The organism is Pontibacter silvestris (assembly GCF_020907275.1).
Classification (GTDB): Bacteria; Bacteroidota; Bacteroidia; order Cytophagales; family Hymenobacteraceae; genus Pontibacter; species Pontibacter silvestris.
Genome location: NZ_JAJJWI010000009.1, coordinates 152,778 through 168,316, shown reverse-complemented (window position 1 = coordinate 168,316; position 15,539 = coordinate 152,778). Strand labels below are relative to the sequence as shown.

The window sequence follows — 15,539 nt, the reverse complement described above, 5'->3', positions numbered from 1 at the left end:
TCAGTAAGCTATATAATTTATGGTGCATCTGACGTAGACCCTGGCGAAGCATTGGCTGCATCATCTTCCAGAATTAAGGCCTTAAGCTTCTGGTACATAAACGATACGACCAGCAGCAGAATACCTAAACTTATAAAAGCTGCAATCTTTCCTCCCTCTGATATTTCTCTTATATCAAACAGGAAGAGCTTTAGGAGAGTGAGAAAGAACAGCGACAATGATACGATACGTAATGTTTTTAGTTTATAGCGCATGCCAATCATCATCAAAATAAATGAACTGACACCCCAAAGGATGAGAAAGCCGATTTTGCGCACCTGCGTTAGCTGTATTTCCAAGCTTTCGGCAGGGTTGTAAGTAAGAAGTAGCTTCAGGTGCTCTAACTCTGCACTTGCTAAAAACACTGCTACAAAAGCTGCAAACCACAAAGCAGCTTTACCAGCTTTTGTTTTAAAACCATACTGCTGATATATTAAACGAAGCAATGCGCCCAAAATTATCATTGTGAGCAGGAGGGGTAGGTAATGCAGCAGGAAAGACGCTTTAGTGGCTCCGTTACCCTGCAGGTATAAATCGCGAGTGCTCATGGTAATAGGGTGCAGCACCAGTAAATAAAGAACAACACCACCCATTGCCAGCACAAGGGCACCAATTTTATATAGTTTACCCGCAAGATGAGGCACTAGCTGTAATAAGCCCAGCAGGAACAGGTAATTGTAAAAGCCGATGATAAAAGCATAGGAACCATAACTGACTGCGTGGCAGTCTAACTGATAACTTAGCTCTAGTTGCAGCACCAGGTACAGCGTTATAGCAAGTACAAATCCTACGGCAGCCCGGTAAGCTTTTGCTGTAAGCATAGAGCCGAAGACAGGTTCCTGTTCGCGCTGTAGTAGCCATAAGGTAATAGCAAGAGCTGTTACTGCTACGGCACCCGTTATAAATACTTTATTAAAGATAATGCGAAGCGGTTCCGTTAAAATGTCGTAATAGATGCTCCAGTCGATTGCCAGGCTAAAGAACATCAGCGTTAGCACAATTACCGATGCCGCCCGGATTAGTTTAATACCTGGTTTCTGTGAAAGCCATAGTAGCAGTACTCCTTCCAGTGCCCAGAAAAGCGTAATATAGTTCCCTTCCAGCTGTACAGGTGCTGCTAAGCTCAGGAAAGTAAGCACTAACCCGATAAGCAGGTACACGAGGTTTCTGTCTGTTTTATGGTTCTGGTAAAGCAGGTAAGCAAAAACGAAGTTGAACACAGCAATGGCTATGGTAAAAAGCCCTTGATAAGCACCAGCAGCTATATTGTACAGTACATACATTCCTGCTGAATAGTACAGAAAGGTATTGCTCAGTAATATCATGATTTCCGGAGCAACAAAGCGGTGCTGCTCTTTTATGTTATTGATGATGTTCATAAGGAAGAACACCAGGTAGAATAAAGTGGCAAAAACCAAGGCGCCTGTATAAGGTGGGTTTACTGTGCCAATGACACGGGTAGTAAGCCAGCCGCCATACAGTACAATGGTAAAGACATAGGCGATAATGTTGAGCAGGTTCCACTTTTTGAAGTAGGCCAACACCAGTATGCCCAGGTTCAGAATAAGCACAAACACAAAGAGCGCTATATAACTGCCTCCGCCAGTGCTCACCATAAAAGGGCTGGCAAAGCCGCCTACCAGCGCCAGCGCCGCCAACTCTACCCGGTTATAAGCAATAGCCAGGAAAATACTAAAGCCCGTAATCGCCACCATCAGCACAAAGGCCATTGCCTGGCTGAAGAGTGCATATTCATGAAAAGCAATGGCGATGGTAAAATACAGCACAGCCAAACCGCCTCCCACTAAAACAGAACTAAAGGCTTTGTAAGACTGCCGAAGCCAATGCGCTACACCCAATAGTACGCCACCTGCTAATATACCTATCGTCACACGGCCGGCTTCATTTATCCAGTCTTGGTCAATGGCATACTTTACAAAAAAGCCTATACCTATCACCAGAATGGCAATACCCAGTTTATTAATAAGATTCTCGCCAATAAACTTCTCCCAGTCCGGTATGCGGTCAAAAAACGAATATTTTGATGGAGGCGACGCAACAGGAGGAGGAGTTGCAGAAGGTGTCGCCTCAAAAGCCATTACAGTTTCAGGTTCTGCTACAGGTGCTGGCTTCTGTTGCTTCAGTGGTAAGTCAGGTGCTGCCGGCTTAGGCAGAGGAGGCGTAGTGGGAGGGACAAAGTCCGAGCTGAGCGTTCTTTTAACCTTATCTACGCTATGTTTAGTGACTGTTTCTGCTGAAGTGACCGTGCCTTGGGTCGCCTGCTTTCCCAGTTGTTCACGCAGGTGTTGTACCTCACTATTAAGCTGTCGTAACTCTTGTGTGTTCTGTGTCAGCTTACCTGATATTCTGCCTGCAAACCAGATCATCAGTATAATAAGCAACAAGAGTACTGTCAATTCCATAATGTTCGCCTGTAGTTTAGTTTTCTATATTACAGATTTTATCTTGGATAATAAAAATGAAACGATGTTTACACAGAGAAAGCAGCTGTAAGTTACAACAGGAGGAGAGATAAACTGAAGATTGGGTTTGGCTTTAGATACAGCTATTCCCGAAGTTTACTGTAAAGAAATGCTCTGAAGGCTGTAAGGCATCAAAACAAAAGCCCTGTCATTGCTGGCAGGGCTTTTGTTTTTCAGACATCAGTAAGTCTGATACCTGGTTTCTAATATCTAGCGTCTAAAAAGACTACTTGGCTGCACTGTAGCGCTTTGCTACTTCTTCCCAGTTTACTACATTCCAGAAAGCGCTGATGTAGTCTGGGCGACGGTTCTGGTAGTTCAGGTAGTAAGCGTGTTCCCACACATCCAGGCCTAAAATTGGCGTACCGCCACAACTTTCAGCAAAGGACATAATAGGAGTATCTTGGTTTTGAGTAGAGCATACTTCTAGTTTGCCGTCTTTTACGCAAAGCCAGGCCCAGCCAGAACCAAAACGAGTAGCCGCAGCAGCGTTAAATTTCTCTTTAAACTGATCGAAAGAGCCAAAAGCTTCTTTTATAGCGTCTGCTAGCTCACCTGTAGGCTCACCACCACCGTTTGGAGATAGAACTGTCCAGAACAGGTTGTGGTTGTAAAAGCCACCGCCGTTGTTACGCACAGCTTTGTTGTCTCCGCTGATGCTGGTTAAAATTTCTTCGATAGACTTACCCTCCAGTTCAGTGCCTTGGATAGCATTGTTGAGGTTAGTTGTGTAAGCCTGGTGATGTTTTGTATGGTGGATTTCCATGGTGCGCGCATCAATATGCGGCTCTAATGCGTCGTAAGCATAAGGTAGTTTCGGAAGTTCGAAAGCCATAGTTTTATATATGTTTATATGTTAAAAATTGCATACATTTTATCTTAACAGTTTACGTATGCGCTTCGACTGTTAGTTTCAAAGTTAGTTAATTTCTTTTATTCGCAAAGAACGAGGCCATCAGGTCTGCACACTCCTGCGCCATAATACCACTAACCATTTCAGTTTTAGGATGTAGCAGGTTTCCTACTCGCCTGTAGCCACGCTTAGGCTCTGGAGAGCCATAAACTATCCGCTTTAGCTGAGCCCAATAACTGGCTCCGGCACACATGACACAAGGCTCCACTGTTACGTACAGGGTACAGTCGTGGAGGTATTTATTACTCATATAATTAGATGCCGCTGTTAGCGCGAGCATTTCAGCGTGAGCCGTAACATCGTTAAGCTTTTCTGTCTGGTTATAGGCTTTGGCAATAATACGATTGTTACATACTACTACAGCTCCGATAGGTATTTCGTCTTCTTCCAGTGCATACTGTGCCTGACGGTATGCCTCCCGCATAAAGTGTTCGTCGCTGTGAACAGATAAGAATTCCATAGGTATAATAATACTGCTTTACCCGAAGGTATAAAAAAAGCCCCTCCTGCGAAAGGAGAGGCTTGTGAAATTATTGTTAAAACGTTAGTTATTTTATATTGATGGAATTCATTACCTCACGCACTGTCGGCTGCCATTCATTTTTCATAGTGAATGGTGTGTGCATTGTAAAGATCAGGAGTTGGTTACCTTGAATGGTATACTGTACCATGCTGTACTTCTGCACCGGCCCTAAGATACTGGCACCTCGCTCGTCAGCCAGATTAGACACAAATTCAAAAACTATAAAATCTTTGCCGTTAACCTGCGTTACTTCTTCCCTGATAAAATCAACTTTTGTGAAAGTCTCTACTAGGTTTGCTTTGTAGAACTCCTGTAGCATTTTCAAGTCCTGAGACTTGAACGGAGTAGACTTTTGGGTAACACTGAAGTCAATCTGGTCGTTTGGGCTGGAGTATACTGCCAGCGGTCTGGTTGTAGCAGGAAATTTGCGGGCAACATCATCGTCAGATTGTGGAGAGAAGTCCTGCGGTAGTTTTACGCTGATCTCTTTACTAATCTGTACTTTCTTAAGCTTAGGAGCGGCAAGAACTACACCTGCTACAAATATAATGGCTAAAAAAGCTAAATATCGAATGTTCATGTGTTTCTATCGGCGGAGCAATATAGTAGTAATTTAGGTTTCTGTCCTTGTTGCAGCAATTTCTTTGCCAAAGTTCAAACGTGGATAGCTAGTACTGTATTGTTTTCAAAACATCTTCTTTGGATAAATATCGTTATAAATAAAATCTGTTGTTGATGGTTTAGATGAGTTAGATAAAGAAGATATCAACAATAACTAGGAAGTTATTTATAACATAAAACAGAAAACGATGCTAGAGAATATCATAAACAACTTTAAAGGTCAGTTGACCGGAGAGTTACAGAATAAGTTTAATTTACAGCCAGACCAAGCAAATAAGTCTGTAGACCTTGCACAGCAAAACTTGTCGGGTGGAATGAAAAACCAAGCCAGTAGTGGTGACTTTGGTGGAATTATGAACGTGCTGAAAGGTAACCAGAGCGCTACCCAAAGCCCGGCTATGAATGGTATGATCGGGAACTATGTAAATGATCTTACCACTAAACTTGGCCTGCCACCACAGGTAGCCAGCCAAATAGGCCCTTTTGTGATGAACTTTATTATGGGCAAGCTCTCTTCTAAGGTTACTTCCGAAGGAATGGGGAATTCTGATATTATGGGCATGTTAGGGGGAGGTCTGGCTGACAAACTTCCGGGAGGGCTTGGCAGTAAGCTAGGTGGTTTATTTAAGTAAAAAGAAAGACGTTGCTATTAAAAGACAGAAGCCACACCGGGGAGGTGTGGCTTCACTTGTCTGCACATAAGATATGCGCAATAGGCTTTACTTAAATTTACATCTCACCTTAAATAAAAGTTGCCTAATTGCCGGGGCGCTAGCTTGCCGACAATGTCTTTGTATTATCGCTTGGGTTACGGTCTATTAGAATATTATAAGGATCTACTCCGGCTTTAGCTGGCTGCTCATCCACGACAAACTCAAACGTATTTTTACCTGTCTTTAGTATATGTTTCTTAATATATATAGGAGAGTCCTGCCAATGCCCATCTATTTTTTTACGGGCCATCACGCCAACGTCTATCCAATCATTCATAGTTGTTGCCAGAGATTCAGCGCCCAGGCTGTCAGCATAAAGCTTTTTGGCATCTACCGTAAGCGTAACTTTATACTTGCCGTCTGGTAGCTTGGTATAAGAAGCATCAGCTACTTTGTTTTCATAGAGGGTAATGTTCTCGAACATATCTGTTACGAGATACTGTAACGAGTCTGGAGTGGCGGCACGAATATACTGCATAAATTCAATTGAGTTTGTATACGGAGCCTCCTGAAACGAAACTTTTTTTATGTACTGCTGCAAAGCATCATTTAATCTGTCTTCGCCAATGTAATCAGCCAGCGCATACATTACTAAACTGCCTTTGCGGTAATGTATATAACCTTGATTTTCTACACGGTACAGCGGCATTTCCTTTTTGCGTTCGGTCGTGCGACCCAGTAGGTAAGAGTTAAGCTCATACTTCAGAAACTTGTTCATTTTGTCTGCGCCGTACTCATGCTTCATTACCATCAGGGCACTGTACTGGCTCATGGTTTCCGACATTAGCACTGCTCCCTGCACGTTGCCGCCTATTACCTGGTGTGCCCACCACTGGTGCGCTACCTCGTGTGCTGTTACATAGAACGGGTAATCCACATCCTCAGGGTTTTCATCGTCCACATCAGCTATAAAACCAATGGACTCAGAAAAAGGAATAGTATTTGGGAATGATTGTGCAAAGGAAGAATAACCGGGGAACTCCAAAATGCGCACCTGTTTGTGCTGATAGGGGCTAAAGTTGGCTGTGTAATAATCCAGCGATTTTTTCACGCCCTTAACCATCCGATCCAGATTGTAGTCATGGCCTTTATGGTAGTATATCTCTATGGCTACCTCTTTACCGTTTTTGTCTCTCCATTTATCTTTTTTTATTTGATAGTCAGCGGAAAGAAAAGAATAGAAATTCAGGATTGGTGCATCCATCTTATAATGGAAAAAGCGGCGGCCGCCCTCTGTCCATTCTTTTTGCAGGTAACCTGGTGCTATGGCTATCTGATCTTTACTGGTGCTAACAGTGGCATCAAAGTTAATCCAGTCGGCATCACTGCTGATATAGGTGTTCTGGCGCGAAGCAATATCATTCACATCGGCCATACGTTCTTTAGGGGCTAATCCATATTCTTTCCGGAGGTCATCATCGCTTAGCTCGATCCTGTCCTGATAGCCTATGCTCGGTAAATAATTACTGTCGATAAATGTTCCGTTGTACACTATGTTAGTGTTAGAGCCTTTATTTCGGAAGCCTTTCGTGGCATAAACCAGGTCGAGGTTTAGCTGCATAGAGTCTCCCGGCTGAAGGGGGTGCGCCATGCGGTAGATGTAGTAGCCATTGTCTTTATCCTGGTGCACCAGTTTTGCCGGTTTAGAGAAGTTCATTTCCCTAACGTCTGCCTCGTTTGAAAGCATCAGGTGAACAGAGTCTATAGAAGCATTGTGCTTGTTCTTTACCCAGAAGTAACCTTTAAAAGAAAAGTTACGCTCATCCGGGTAAATAGCCACGTCCAGCTTTACATCTGTTATGCGCGGTTGCGGTATGCCATCGTATTTCTTATACTTCTTCTCAAAGTCTGCCTGAAGTTCTTCCTGCTCATCAGATGTTCTGTAGGTGTTCAATACGTTAGTATTATAAAAGATAAAGCCACCTGTAACCAGGAAAACCACAAGGCCGGCAGCAGTTACAAACAAAGTAGACCTTGTAAGCTGAAGGCCTGCCAACTTAAAGCGCCACTTCAGCATAGTTTCAGAACCACGTACCCAAAGCATGTTGGCCATAGTAGCCAGCAGCAGAGCAAACGCTCCCCAGTAAATTTTGAAGATAGTGAAAGGCCACACAAAGTGCCCGTACCCGTTCATTGCTGAGTAAGTAATGCCCGGGTCAGAGTTGAAAGAGTAAAGATTATGCTCCCATCCCAGTTGTCCTTTAAATATGTTCAGCAGGTAGTAAACGACCATCACAAAATGACCCAGGTATTTGTTATTAACAATAACCTGCACCAGCATAGCCAGTACGCATAGCATCCAATAATCGACCAGGTTAATGCCGAACAAGCCTTTGAAGTACACGTCCAGTTCAAAATTAAAGTAGCCTTTAAAAGCCTGAATAATAATGCCGCAAAGCATAATAACAAACAGTAGTACCACCTGTACCAGCATCAGGGCAGACAGCTTAGAGGCAAAGGGTACCCAATTAGGTATGGGCAAAGCATCATAAATCTGGTTGAGGTGGTTATCCCGTTCCCTCCACACCAGTTCTCCTGCATAAAAAGTAATAATGATAAGAAAGAACAAGGCAAAGGTGCCATTTAGTACAGACACGACTTCAGAGGTTACAGGGTAGAAGTTGGTGTCGTACATTTTGCCGATTTGTGAGCCTGCCGTAAACAGGAAAATAACTCCGGCCAGTAGAATGGCAATAAAATATAAGCTCTTTACTACACCCTTAAACTCCTGCTTGGTAAGTCTGAAATATTGACTCAGGCTAAGGTTAAAGGAGAAGTGCTGGCTTACTTTGGGCAAAGCTAGGCGCTCTGTAGGCACAAAAGCCCCGGCAGCTTCGGTGCTGCTACGTTTGCGGAATAACCTGATACCTGCGTTGGCGAAGGAGAAACTGAACCTGAAGTAACAGAAGGCAATAAGGGCCAAACCTATTCCCATCCAGAGCACACGGTTCATAATAATGTACTCACTGAACGGAAGCATAAGCGTGTTTCGTTCTGCTGTAGTCCAGTAGCGTTGGGTAAAGTAAATAGCATTGGCTCCGAGAGGGTCTGCCAAGTTAGCTACAGTTTCATTGTCGAGGTCGCCTGTAAGGCTGCTGGCGATGCCATAAAGAACCAGGAAAACAACGCCCCCAACATAGATGGAAAGTGCACTGCGGGTAAGGGTGGCAAGTGTAAAAAAGATAGCACCTGTCAGTAACAGGTTAGGGATAATGATGGTCAGGTAAGGTTGTATGTACCACATCAGGTTAAACGGGCCTACCTTGTCAGCTTCCATCCAAGGCATAATGGTGGCAAACATAGCTCCGGCAGCCACACCTGCAAATACCAGCAATGTAATTAAGAAGGAACCTGCAAAGCGTCCGAATAAATATCCAGCTTTAGTAATAGGGGTTGTGTAGTATAAGGCATGTGACTTATGTTCGAAGTCGCGGTAAATAGGTGTACCCATCATGGAGCAGGTTATCAGTACACCAAACCAGCTTAACAGGGTAATGATCCAATTAATCTGGTAAGGTGAGTTAGCAAACACTTTTCCGCCACTGGCGTCACCAATTATTACACCGGCACCAAATGCACCTCCCAAAGCCAACATAGCCAGAAATGCCATAAGGAACAACAGCGTGAAGTATATATAAGTAGCCGGGCGTTTCATCCGGTACCTCAGCTCAAACAGGAATATCTCTTTAAACATCTGTTTTACAATTATGAATGATGAATCAAAAGTTAGAAATAGTGACTATCAATTTTTAATTCACAACCAGTTCTTTATGAGCTTCACTTTCCCGCTTCGCTGCTTCATAAATTTTGCTGAAGTACACGTCTTCCAGGTCTGGAGCAACCGCATCAAAATCAGGGCTTGGTTGCATATCGCTTAGCACATGAATAATTGTTTTACCTGCGTAGAGGCGGGAAGAGATAACCTCGTGCTTCAGCTGATGTTGTATCAGTTCGTCCTTATTGATAAACTTGCGCCAGATACGGCCTTTAATACTGTCGATTACCTGAAGCGGATCTCCCTCCAGCAGTACTTCTCCTTTGTTGATGATGGCAAAGTTGCGGCAAAGGTCAGTCACGTCTTCTACAATGTGAGTGGAAAGTATCACGATTATGTTCTCGCCAATCTCGCTAAGCAGGTTATGGAACCGGTTACGCTCTGCAGGGTCTAGACCTGCAGTGGGTTCATCCACGATAATGATTTTAGGATTACCTAACAGTGCCTGTGCAATGCCAAAACGCTGCTTCATACCACCGGAGTAACCGCCCAGATTCTTTTTGCGCACGTCGTACAGGTTTGTCTGTTGCAGTAAAGCCTTCACTACCTCTTTCCGCTCTCTGGAGTTACTGATACCTTTCAATACAGCAAAATGGTCCAGCATCTCTTCTGCCGATACTTTCGGATACACGCCAAATTCCTGCGGCAGATAACCAAGCACCTTGCGCATCTCTTCTTTTTGTCGCATCACATCCAGGTCTCCCAGCATTATAGTGCCGTTGTCAGCTTCCTGCAAGGTGGCAACGGTGCGCATAAGCGAAGATTTACCGGCTCCATTTGGCCCTAACAGTCCAAACATACCTTTAGGTATGGTCAGGTTAATGTTTTTGAGAGCTTTGGTACCATTTGTGTACGTTTTGGAGAGGTTCTGAATGACTAATTCCATTGTTGATAGATTAAGGCTTTAGGTGTTAACGTTTTTAAAATAAGCTGAATAAGTGCTTGCTCAAAATAAACTATACCAACCTGCTGCTTTTATCGACAAACAGAAAAGCAAGTGTTCGTAACTTATTTGCCAGAAGATATGCAGGAAATTTCTGTGTGTTTGGTCTCTCAGGAAGAAGTCTTTATTTTAGCAGTTTGTTTGAGAGGCTATTTTGCTTAAAAGAACTTCTTATAAAGTTTTGACACTATTACCTTAAATGGCTGAAAGTATAGAAGTGCTCATATTAAAGTTCCTGAAGTTTGGATTGGTAGGAGTAACCGGAACTGTTCTGGACTTTGGAATAACCTATCTTGCAAAAGAGAAGCTTAAATGGAATAAGTATCTTGCCAATAGCTGTGGTTTTATAATAGCTGTATCAAACAATTACTACCTGAACCGCATCTGGACATTTAATAACACTGATCCAAACATAGGGTGGCAGTTCAGCAAGTTTATGACAGTAGCATTGATCGGTTTACTGCTCAATAACCTGATTATATACCTTCTGACGGAGCGCATGAAGCTTAACTTTTACTTTGCTAAGCTTAGCGCAACCTTTATCGTGTTTATCTGGAATTTCTTTCTGAACTATCTTTTTACTTTTAGCAGGTAGGTTTGTCTCATAAAAACTCTGCCGGACTACTTTGTGGGCAGAATTTCATAAATACTCACCTGCTCATCTTTATGCACACGCGGGTTAAGGAAGTGCAGTAACTGGTCGTAGAGTGATGGCGTGATCGTATGGTCTAGCTTAAGCTTTGGGTAAACACTGTGGATGCGCTCCATCCTTTCTGCCATATCATCGGACCCTACCATAACCAAATAGTCTGGTTTGTACTTGGTGTCGTTTATCTCTCTGGCTAATTCTTGTACAGGCTTTTCCCCGTTAAGACTATAAACCATTATGAAATCTTCCGGTAAAGGAGTCCCGGCTCTGTACTTGTCCCAAACCCTTTTTTTGTCGGGATCATACTTGTAGTCTCTGTACTCTGCACTGGAACGGCCCAGGTAGAAAAGCGGGGGCTTTTTGGGGCTGTGGTTGCCGAATTCCAGTAGTAAAGCATCCATATTTGCTTTCTGCGATAAATACACTAATGGTGCCACACGGCTTTTCTTGGTATAGGTTAAAGCCATTCCTAAGGCAGCAATAATGTTAAGAGACCAGAAGAGTATCCAGCAGCCAGCCAAAAGCTTTTGTCTTTTTTGCCAGAAAGTAGATTGCTTCACAAAACTCTGCCAACCGATTACCCCTAAAATCATTATAAGCGGAAATAATGGCAGTATAAAGCGTTCCTGCTTGTTTGGGAAAAGAGAGTGTGCTATAAAAAAAACTAAGCCAGCCCAGAATAAAAGCGGAGACAGTTTACTGGTGCGTGCATAGCCGAATACAAGAAACAAGCTTACAGGTGGTACTAAAAAGCCTAGAATGGTTAAGGCAAATCGGTATATAGGACCTGTACTGTAGTTATAGGCATTCTCAGAATTATAGAGAAAATAGGTAATAACAGAGTGGAATGGATAATCAAAGAAGATAATATCAATTGTACCTTGTATAATGGTGGCAATAACTGCAAATCCAAGTCCGAACCATAATATTTCGCGCCATTGCTTCCTGTAAAGTAACACCAGGCCAGCTCCGCCTGCAAGCAATACAGTATGATACCTGAGCACAAAGGCTATGGCAAACAAGGCGCCTGCCCAAAAGAAACGCTTGGCTACCTTACTGTTCTCTTGCTTTATCATCAGGTAAAAGCCAGCCATGTAAGGAGGTATACAAACCATTTCTACCAGGTTGCGCACACTCATGAAGGGCATAAACCACAGCAGCGCCAGCATCATGCCCACCAGGCGGGCATTGGCCTTAGTAGAAAGCTTGTCTGTGATCTTGTACCCAAAGTAGACTATTAACAGCGAGTACAACCCATGTAGTAGCCGTGCCACTGTCATTTTAGTTTCGGGGCTTGGCAGGCCTATACTATTCATTATGTTGAATAGCACATAATGAATGCCCACATAAAACATGCTGTGGCGAGGCGGCATATCTTCATATAGCCAGAACGGAAAACCATCCAGCCAACCCTGGGCAATGGTTATGACATCAAAGTGATCATCATGAAAAGCGAATCCCTTGGAAAAGAAAGCTGCTAGAAGCCTTATAATAAGTGCAATAAATAAAATGACAGGTAATGAAATAAGGTAGCGCTCTTTTGTAGGAGTAGGTGTTGCAGCCTTTTCCGATGACAGATCAGAAGTAATTTGCATGAGTTGGTACTGTAAAAGTGTTTACTTAAAAACCAAAGGGAAAATTAACACAAAAATTAATGTGACTGTAGCCTTTATGCTTTTAAATTTGCCTATGGCTTCTTCTACAACAAAGCAGGACACTGCTTCAAAATCAAAAAAGAAATATTGGATAATAGGTGCAGTTATAATTGTAGCTGTTGTTTATTTCATCCTTAATAATCCTTTTTACTCCTATTCTGGTTCAAAAAAGATACTGGTGATAGGTCATGCCGGCTCTGGCTTCTTCTCCCCAATAAATCCTTTCAATCCATTGCCATCAAACAGCATGGCCTCTATTGTGCGTGCTTTAGAAGAGGACGGGGCTGATGGGATAGAGGTAGATGTGCAGCTTAGCCAGGATGGAGTGCCTGTTTTGTACCACGATGTAGACCTGGAATCTATGACCGACATTGTCGGAAAAATTGATCAGCTTCCGGCTGATCAGGTGATAGGGCTGGAGTATAGGGGAGGCTTCTTTTATGAGTTTTTTCATGATGAGCGGATTATCTCTTTAGAAACGCTGCTGCAAAAGCTTAAAACATACCCGGAGTTACCTTACCTGCACCTTGATTTGCGCAATACCAACCCTGATCGCCGCGACTACTATGCTCAAACCTTAATGGCCATGCTGCGCAAGTATAACTATCCGCTGGTGAAAATGATGTTTATTTCTCCGGATACAGAAATGCTGGAGGCATTCAAAAGAGTAGAGCCTGATGCCACGCTTTTAGTAGACATGGGCGAGAGCTTCAACGAAACTTTAGAAACAATACTGGCACATGAGCTTGATGGTATATGTGCCAATGGGAAGATTATTACAGAAGAGCAGGTAGCAAAGGCAAAGCAGCACGATTTGCTGGTTGTGTTGTTCGGAGGCAAGTCCCGTTCCCGCATATCTAAAATGCTGGCTACAGAACCGGAGGCTATTCAGGTAAACCATGTAGAGGCCATGCGGAATATGCTGGATTAGGAAAATATACCTGAAGGTGATTCTATTAAAAGCTTTGGCAATTTTACATTCTACAATATTTCAGCGGTCGAAATCATGTCGTCCGTTAATGGAGGATGATTTTACTACTTGTCATTCCAGAATCCATTTTGTCGATTGCCATCTTTTTTAATGTTGTTGGCTGTAGTTTATTATTTTTTATTGATTCTAAGAAGCCCAGTTCTTCTGGATATTTATCAAATTGACTACGAGAACCTAACGGCATGGCTACTAATATTTTATTTGGACCTTGTTCCTGCTTTTGTTTTATAAACTGATGTTGTTATGGTTAGTTAATTACAACGGTCCCGCGGTAAAAATCGTTGGGGAATTCGGAGCCACTTCATTATCAGGATAAAATAGACCTTGACGCGAGAACTGGCGATTGAATAACCACTACACCCCCAATGTTTTATGACCGCGTGTTGTAGCGCGTTTATATCTCACTTTCAGTTCGTTATATTCTTTCTCTTTGTCTGATAAATTACAAAAACAATCAGTCCAATTATCAAAACAATCGGCCCGGAAATTGTCCCTTTGAACATATCAGGCCAGTGCATAATTTTAAATTGTAATCCTACAATATATAAAAGTGTTCCAAACACAATTAGTACTATCGAAATCCTTTTTAATCCCTTCATATTATTTTACTCTTTTTTTAAATCAAGATGTTGTTCAAATTTGTTTCTCAGTCTATTCCTTAAAAATCTACCTAATGGGTAGAAAATTAGTCCAATTAAAACAAATGTCAATCCCGCGATTAATCCATCTTCAGTCGTACTGCCAAATCCAGTTGCAAACAATGCAAAAATCCCTGCAATTGGAAATAAGAATCCAAATATTGAGAAGATTGAATTTGGCCTAATAGTTACATTTAAAATTATACCGTTACTTGTCTCTTTGATTTTTCCTTTCAAATATGCAGGGTCATTCTCAAAACTCCTGATATATACTCCAATTGTCCATTTATCAGTTGCTTTAAACTCATAATCGTTAATAAATTTCCCAGATAAATTGTACTTAAATTTAAATGTCCCTTGATTGAAAATCGTGTCAAGTTTGTTTTTAAAATCCTGAGATGTCAGGTTTGATTTATACTCTAATCGCTCGATATTAAAAATCTTATCTATCATCTGTTTATATTCGTGCAGGGTCTTTCCTTAAATGCGCTACAACTATCGAATATACGTAAACATACGTTTATCTGCGCTATGTACATGAAAGGGGGCACTGCTTTCAAATGACTTATTTTAAATTCTCACGGCCTTAAAATAAGAGGAGTTTGCTAAAGGTCTTAATCAGGCTAGTCCCAAAAATATACTTTACTGTCTGCAAAGTTGATAGACATTTTTCTGGCGCTCAGAAAAGGATAGCCTAGTAAACCGTCGATGCTTAAGCCATAGCCCTGGTTGAGTGGCGATATGTCAGAAAACACGTACTGCATGTTAGAGTAAGTGTGGCCGTTAATCAGAGTTGCTTTTACATACGCTTCCTGTGCTGCTACAGCAGTAGCATTAGCCCCTGATATATTTCTGACATTACTCTTCTTGTAGTCATTGCTGTTAAGCTTCGAAATGCTGCCTATGTTTAATAAGTTAGCCTCTGCTCCGGTGTCCAAGCCAAAAAGCATTTTCTGATTTCCGATTGTTGCCTCTACTACCGGAATATGTGCCTGCAACTTAAACGGCATCTCTGAAGTCGGTTTTATATGGGTGTGGTAGTCTGTAGCATTCGCTCTGAATAAAGTGAGCGTTTTGCTGCCATAGTCTAGCAGTAACTCATAATCTTTCAGGGTGCTGTAACCAATCAGGCCATCAATCTGCTTTTTGGTTAGCTTCTCCAGGTGCGCCAGGTCCATGGCTATGGCAGGAGTCTCTGATAATTGCATGTCTCCTAAGACCAATTTCGGTACGACTACCTGTTGTACCTGTATATTGCCTGTTACTCCTTTTCCGTCTAAAGTATGCGTGGCATTAGTGGCTAGTCGTTTACTGATAACCAAGGTAGGAGCACCTGTATCCAGTATAAAGTTGGCAGGTTTGTTGTTTACCTGCACCTTAATAAATATCAGGCCCCCTTTTAGTTCAAAGGGCACTTTTATTTCTTCGGGGAGGCTGTTAACCGGTACAGCTATGGCTGTACGACTAAGTGCAAAGAGTATGGTTAAGCTCCAAAGTATAAGGGAGTAAGGAGTTCGATTTATCATTAGAATGAATTGTCAGTTGCATTTGAAAAAGGATAGAAAGAGTTATAATTCTGTTTTTATGATAATTATC

At 42.4% G+C, this 15,539-nt stretch carries 13 protein-coding genes; 3 read left to right on the top strand and 10 right to left on the bottom strand.

What is annotated here, in order from left to right; genetic code table 11:
* Positions 1–17: 17 nt before the first annotated feature.
* From LN995_RS10395 to LN995_RS10380, 4 genes are all read right to left on the bottom strand, one after another.
* Positions 18–2,462 (bottom strand): DUF2339 domain-containing protein, encoded by a 2,445-nt coding sequence (locus tag LN995_RS10395; RefSeq protein WP_229960996.1) that lies wholly within the window; start codon positions 2,460–2,462, stop codon positions 18–20.
* 286 nt (positions 2,463–2,748) lie between these two features.
* Positions 2,749–3,357: a superoxide dismutase gene (locus LN995_RS10390; protein WP_229960995.1), complete on the bottom strand. Its 609-nt coding sequence runs from the start codon at positions 3,355–3,357 to the stop codon at positions 2,749–2,751.
* A gap of 88 nt (positions 3,358–3,445) precedes the next feature.
* On the bottom strand, positions 3,446–3,895 hold the full coding sequence (locus tag LN995_RS10385; RefSeq protein ID WP_229960994.1) for a nucleoside deaminase: 450 nt from the start codon (positions 3,893–3,895) through the stop codon (positions 3,446–3,448).
* A gap of 88 nt (positions 3,896–3,983) precedes the next feature.
* Positions 3,984–4,538, bottom strand: coding sequence for a hypothetical protein (locus LN995_RS10380; RefSeq protein WP_229960993.1), 555 nt, complete (start codon positions 4,536–4,538; stop codon positions 3,984–3,986).
* A 229-nt stretch (positions 4,539–4,767) separates the two neighbouring features.
* Here LN995_RS10380 and LN995_RS10375 point away from each other — a divergent pair, with 229 nt between their 5' ends.
* Positions 4,768–5,211, top strand: a complete 444-nt coding sequence (locus tag LN995_RS10375; RefSeq protein ID WP_229960992.1) for a DUF937 domain-containing protein — start codon at positions 4,768–4,770, stop codon at positions 5,209–5,211.
* 139 nt (positions 5,212–5,350) lie between these two features.
* Here the strand turns inward: LN995_RS10375 and LN995_RS10370 are convergent, their stop codons facing one another.
* Complete coding sequence (locus tag LN995_RS10370; RefSeq protein ID WP_229960991.1) at positions 5,351–8,986, bottom strand: M1 family aminopeptidase; 3,636 nt, start codon at positions 8,984–8,986, stop codon at positions 5,351–5,353.
* A 55-nt stretch (positions 8,987–9,041) separates the two neighbouring features.
* Positions 9,042–9,953, bottom strand: coding sequence for an ABC transporter ATP-binding protein (locus LN995_RS10365; RefSeq protein ID WP_229960990.1), 912 nt, complete (start codon positions 9,951–9,953; stop codon positions 9,042–9,044).
* 256 nt (positions 9,954–10,209) lie between these two features.
* On the opposite strand from LN995_RS10365, the gene LN995_RS10360 reads away from it, so the two are divergent.
* Positions 10,210–10,605 (top strand): GtrA family protein, encoded by a 396-nt coding sequence (locus tag LN995_RS10360; RefSeq protein WP_229960989.1) that lies wholly within the window; start codon positions 10,210–10,212, stop codon positions 10,603–10,605.
* Between the two features lie 26 nt (positions 10,606–10,631).
* Here LN995_RS10360 and LN995_RS10355 read toward each other — a convergent pair whose 3' ends face one another.
* Positions 10,632–12,254, bottom strand: coding sequence for a glycosyltransferase family 39 protein (locus LN995_RS10355; protein WP_229960988.1), 1,623 nt, complete (start codon positions 12,252–12,254; stop codon positions 10,632–10,634).
* 76 nt (positions 12,255–12,330) lie between these two features.
* Between LN995_RS10355 and LN995_RS10350 the strand changes: the two genes are divergently transcribed.
* The gene (locus LN995_RS10350) at positions 12,331–13,245 is read left to right on the top strand and encodes a glycerophosphodiester phosphodiesterase (RefSeq protein WP_229960987.1); all 915 of its coding nucleotides are present in this window, start codon (positions 12,331–12,333) and stop codon (positions 13,243–13,245) included.
* A gap of 85 nt (positions 13,246–13,330) precedes the next feature.
* On the opposite strand, the gene LN995_RS10345 is transcribed toward LN995_RS10350, so the two are convergent.
* The 3 genes from LN995_RS10345 to LN995_RS10335 form a co-directional block, all read right to left on the bottom strand.
* Positions 13,331–13,489 (bottom strand): hypothetical protein, encoded by a 159-nt coding sequence (locus LN995_RS10345; RefSeq protein ID WP_229960986.1) that lies wholly within the window; start codon positions 13,487–13,489, stop codon positions 13,331–13,333.
* A 421-nt stretch (positions 13,490–13,910) separates the two neighbouring features.
* Positions 13,911–14,396, bottom strand: a complete 486-nt coding sequence (locus LN995_RS10340) for a hypothetical protein (RefSeq protein ID WP_229960985.1) — start codon at positions 14,394–14,396, stop codon at positions 13,911–13,913.
* A gap of 170 nt (positions 14,397–14,566) precedes the next feature.
* Entirely contained in the window at positions 14,567–15,469 is a 903-nt protein-coding gene (locus LN995_RS10335) for a retroviral-like aspartic protease family protein (RefSeq protein WP_229960984.1), read from the bottom strand.
* Positions 15,470–15,539: the final 70 nt, after the last annotated feature.

What these genes read in the sequence shown, in the direction of transcription:
- LN995_RS10375 (WP_229960992.1), top strand. Translation starts at nt 4,768, where the DNA reads ATGCTAGAGAATATCATAAACAACTTTAAAGGTCAGTTGACCGGAGAG.
- LN995_RS10355 (WP_229960988.1), bottom strand. Translation starts at nt 12,254, where the DNA reads ATGCAAATTACTTCTGATCTGTCATCGGAAAAGGCTGCAACACCTACT.
- LN995_RS10385 (WP_229960994.1), bottom strand. Translation starts at nt 3,895, where the DNA reads ATGGAATTCTTATCTGTTCACAGCGACGAACACTTTATGCGGGAGGCA.
- LN995_RS10340 (WP_229960985.1), bottom strand. Translation starts at nt 14,396, where the DNA reads ATGATAGATAAGATTTTTAATATCGAGCGATTAGAGTATAAATCAAAC.
- LN995_RS10370 (WP_229960991.1), bottom strand. Translation starts at nt 8,986, where the DNA reads ATGTTTAAAGAGATATTCCTGTTTGAGCTGAGGTACCGGATGAAACGC.
- LN995_RS10390 (WP_229960995.1), bottom strand. Translation starts at nt 3,357, where the DNA reads ATGGCTTTCGAACTTCCGAAACTACCTTATGCTTACGACGCATTAGAG.
- LN995_RS10365 (WP_229960990.1), bottom strand. Translation starts at nt 9,953, where the DNA reads ATGGAATTAGTCATTCAGAACCTCTCCAAAACGTACACAAATGGTACC.
- LN995_RS10380 (WP_229960993.1), bottom strand. Translation starts at nt 4,538, where the DNA reads ATGAACATTCGATATTTAGCTTTTTTAGCCATTATATTTGTAGCAGGT.
- LN995_RS10335 (WP_229960984.1), bottom strand. Translation starts at nt 15,469, where the DNA reads ATGATAAATCGAACTCCTTACTCCCTTATACTTTGGAGCTTAACCATA.
- LN995_RS10395 (WP_229960996.1), bottom strand. Translation starts at nt 2,462, where the DNA reads ATGGAATTGACAGTACTCTTGTTGCTTATTATACTGATGATCTGGTTT.
- LN995_RS10345 (WP_229960986.1), bottom strand. Translation starts at nt 13,489, where the DNA reads ATGCCGTTAGGTTCTCGTAGTCAATTTGATAAATATCCAGAAGAACTG.
- LN995_RS10350 (WP_229960987.1), top strand. Translation starts at nt 12,331, where the DNA reads ATGCTTTTAAATTTGCCTATGGCTTCTTCTACAACAAAGCAGGACACT.
- LN995_RS10360 (WP_229960989.1), top strand. Translation starts at nt 10,210, where the DNA reads ATGGCTGAAAGTATAGAAGTGCTCATATTAAAGTTCCTGAAGTTTGGA.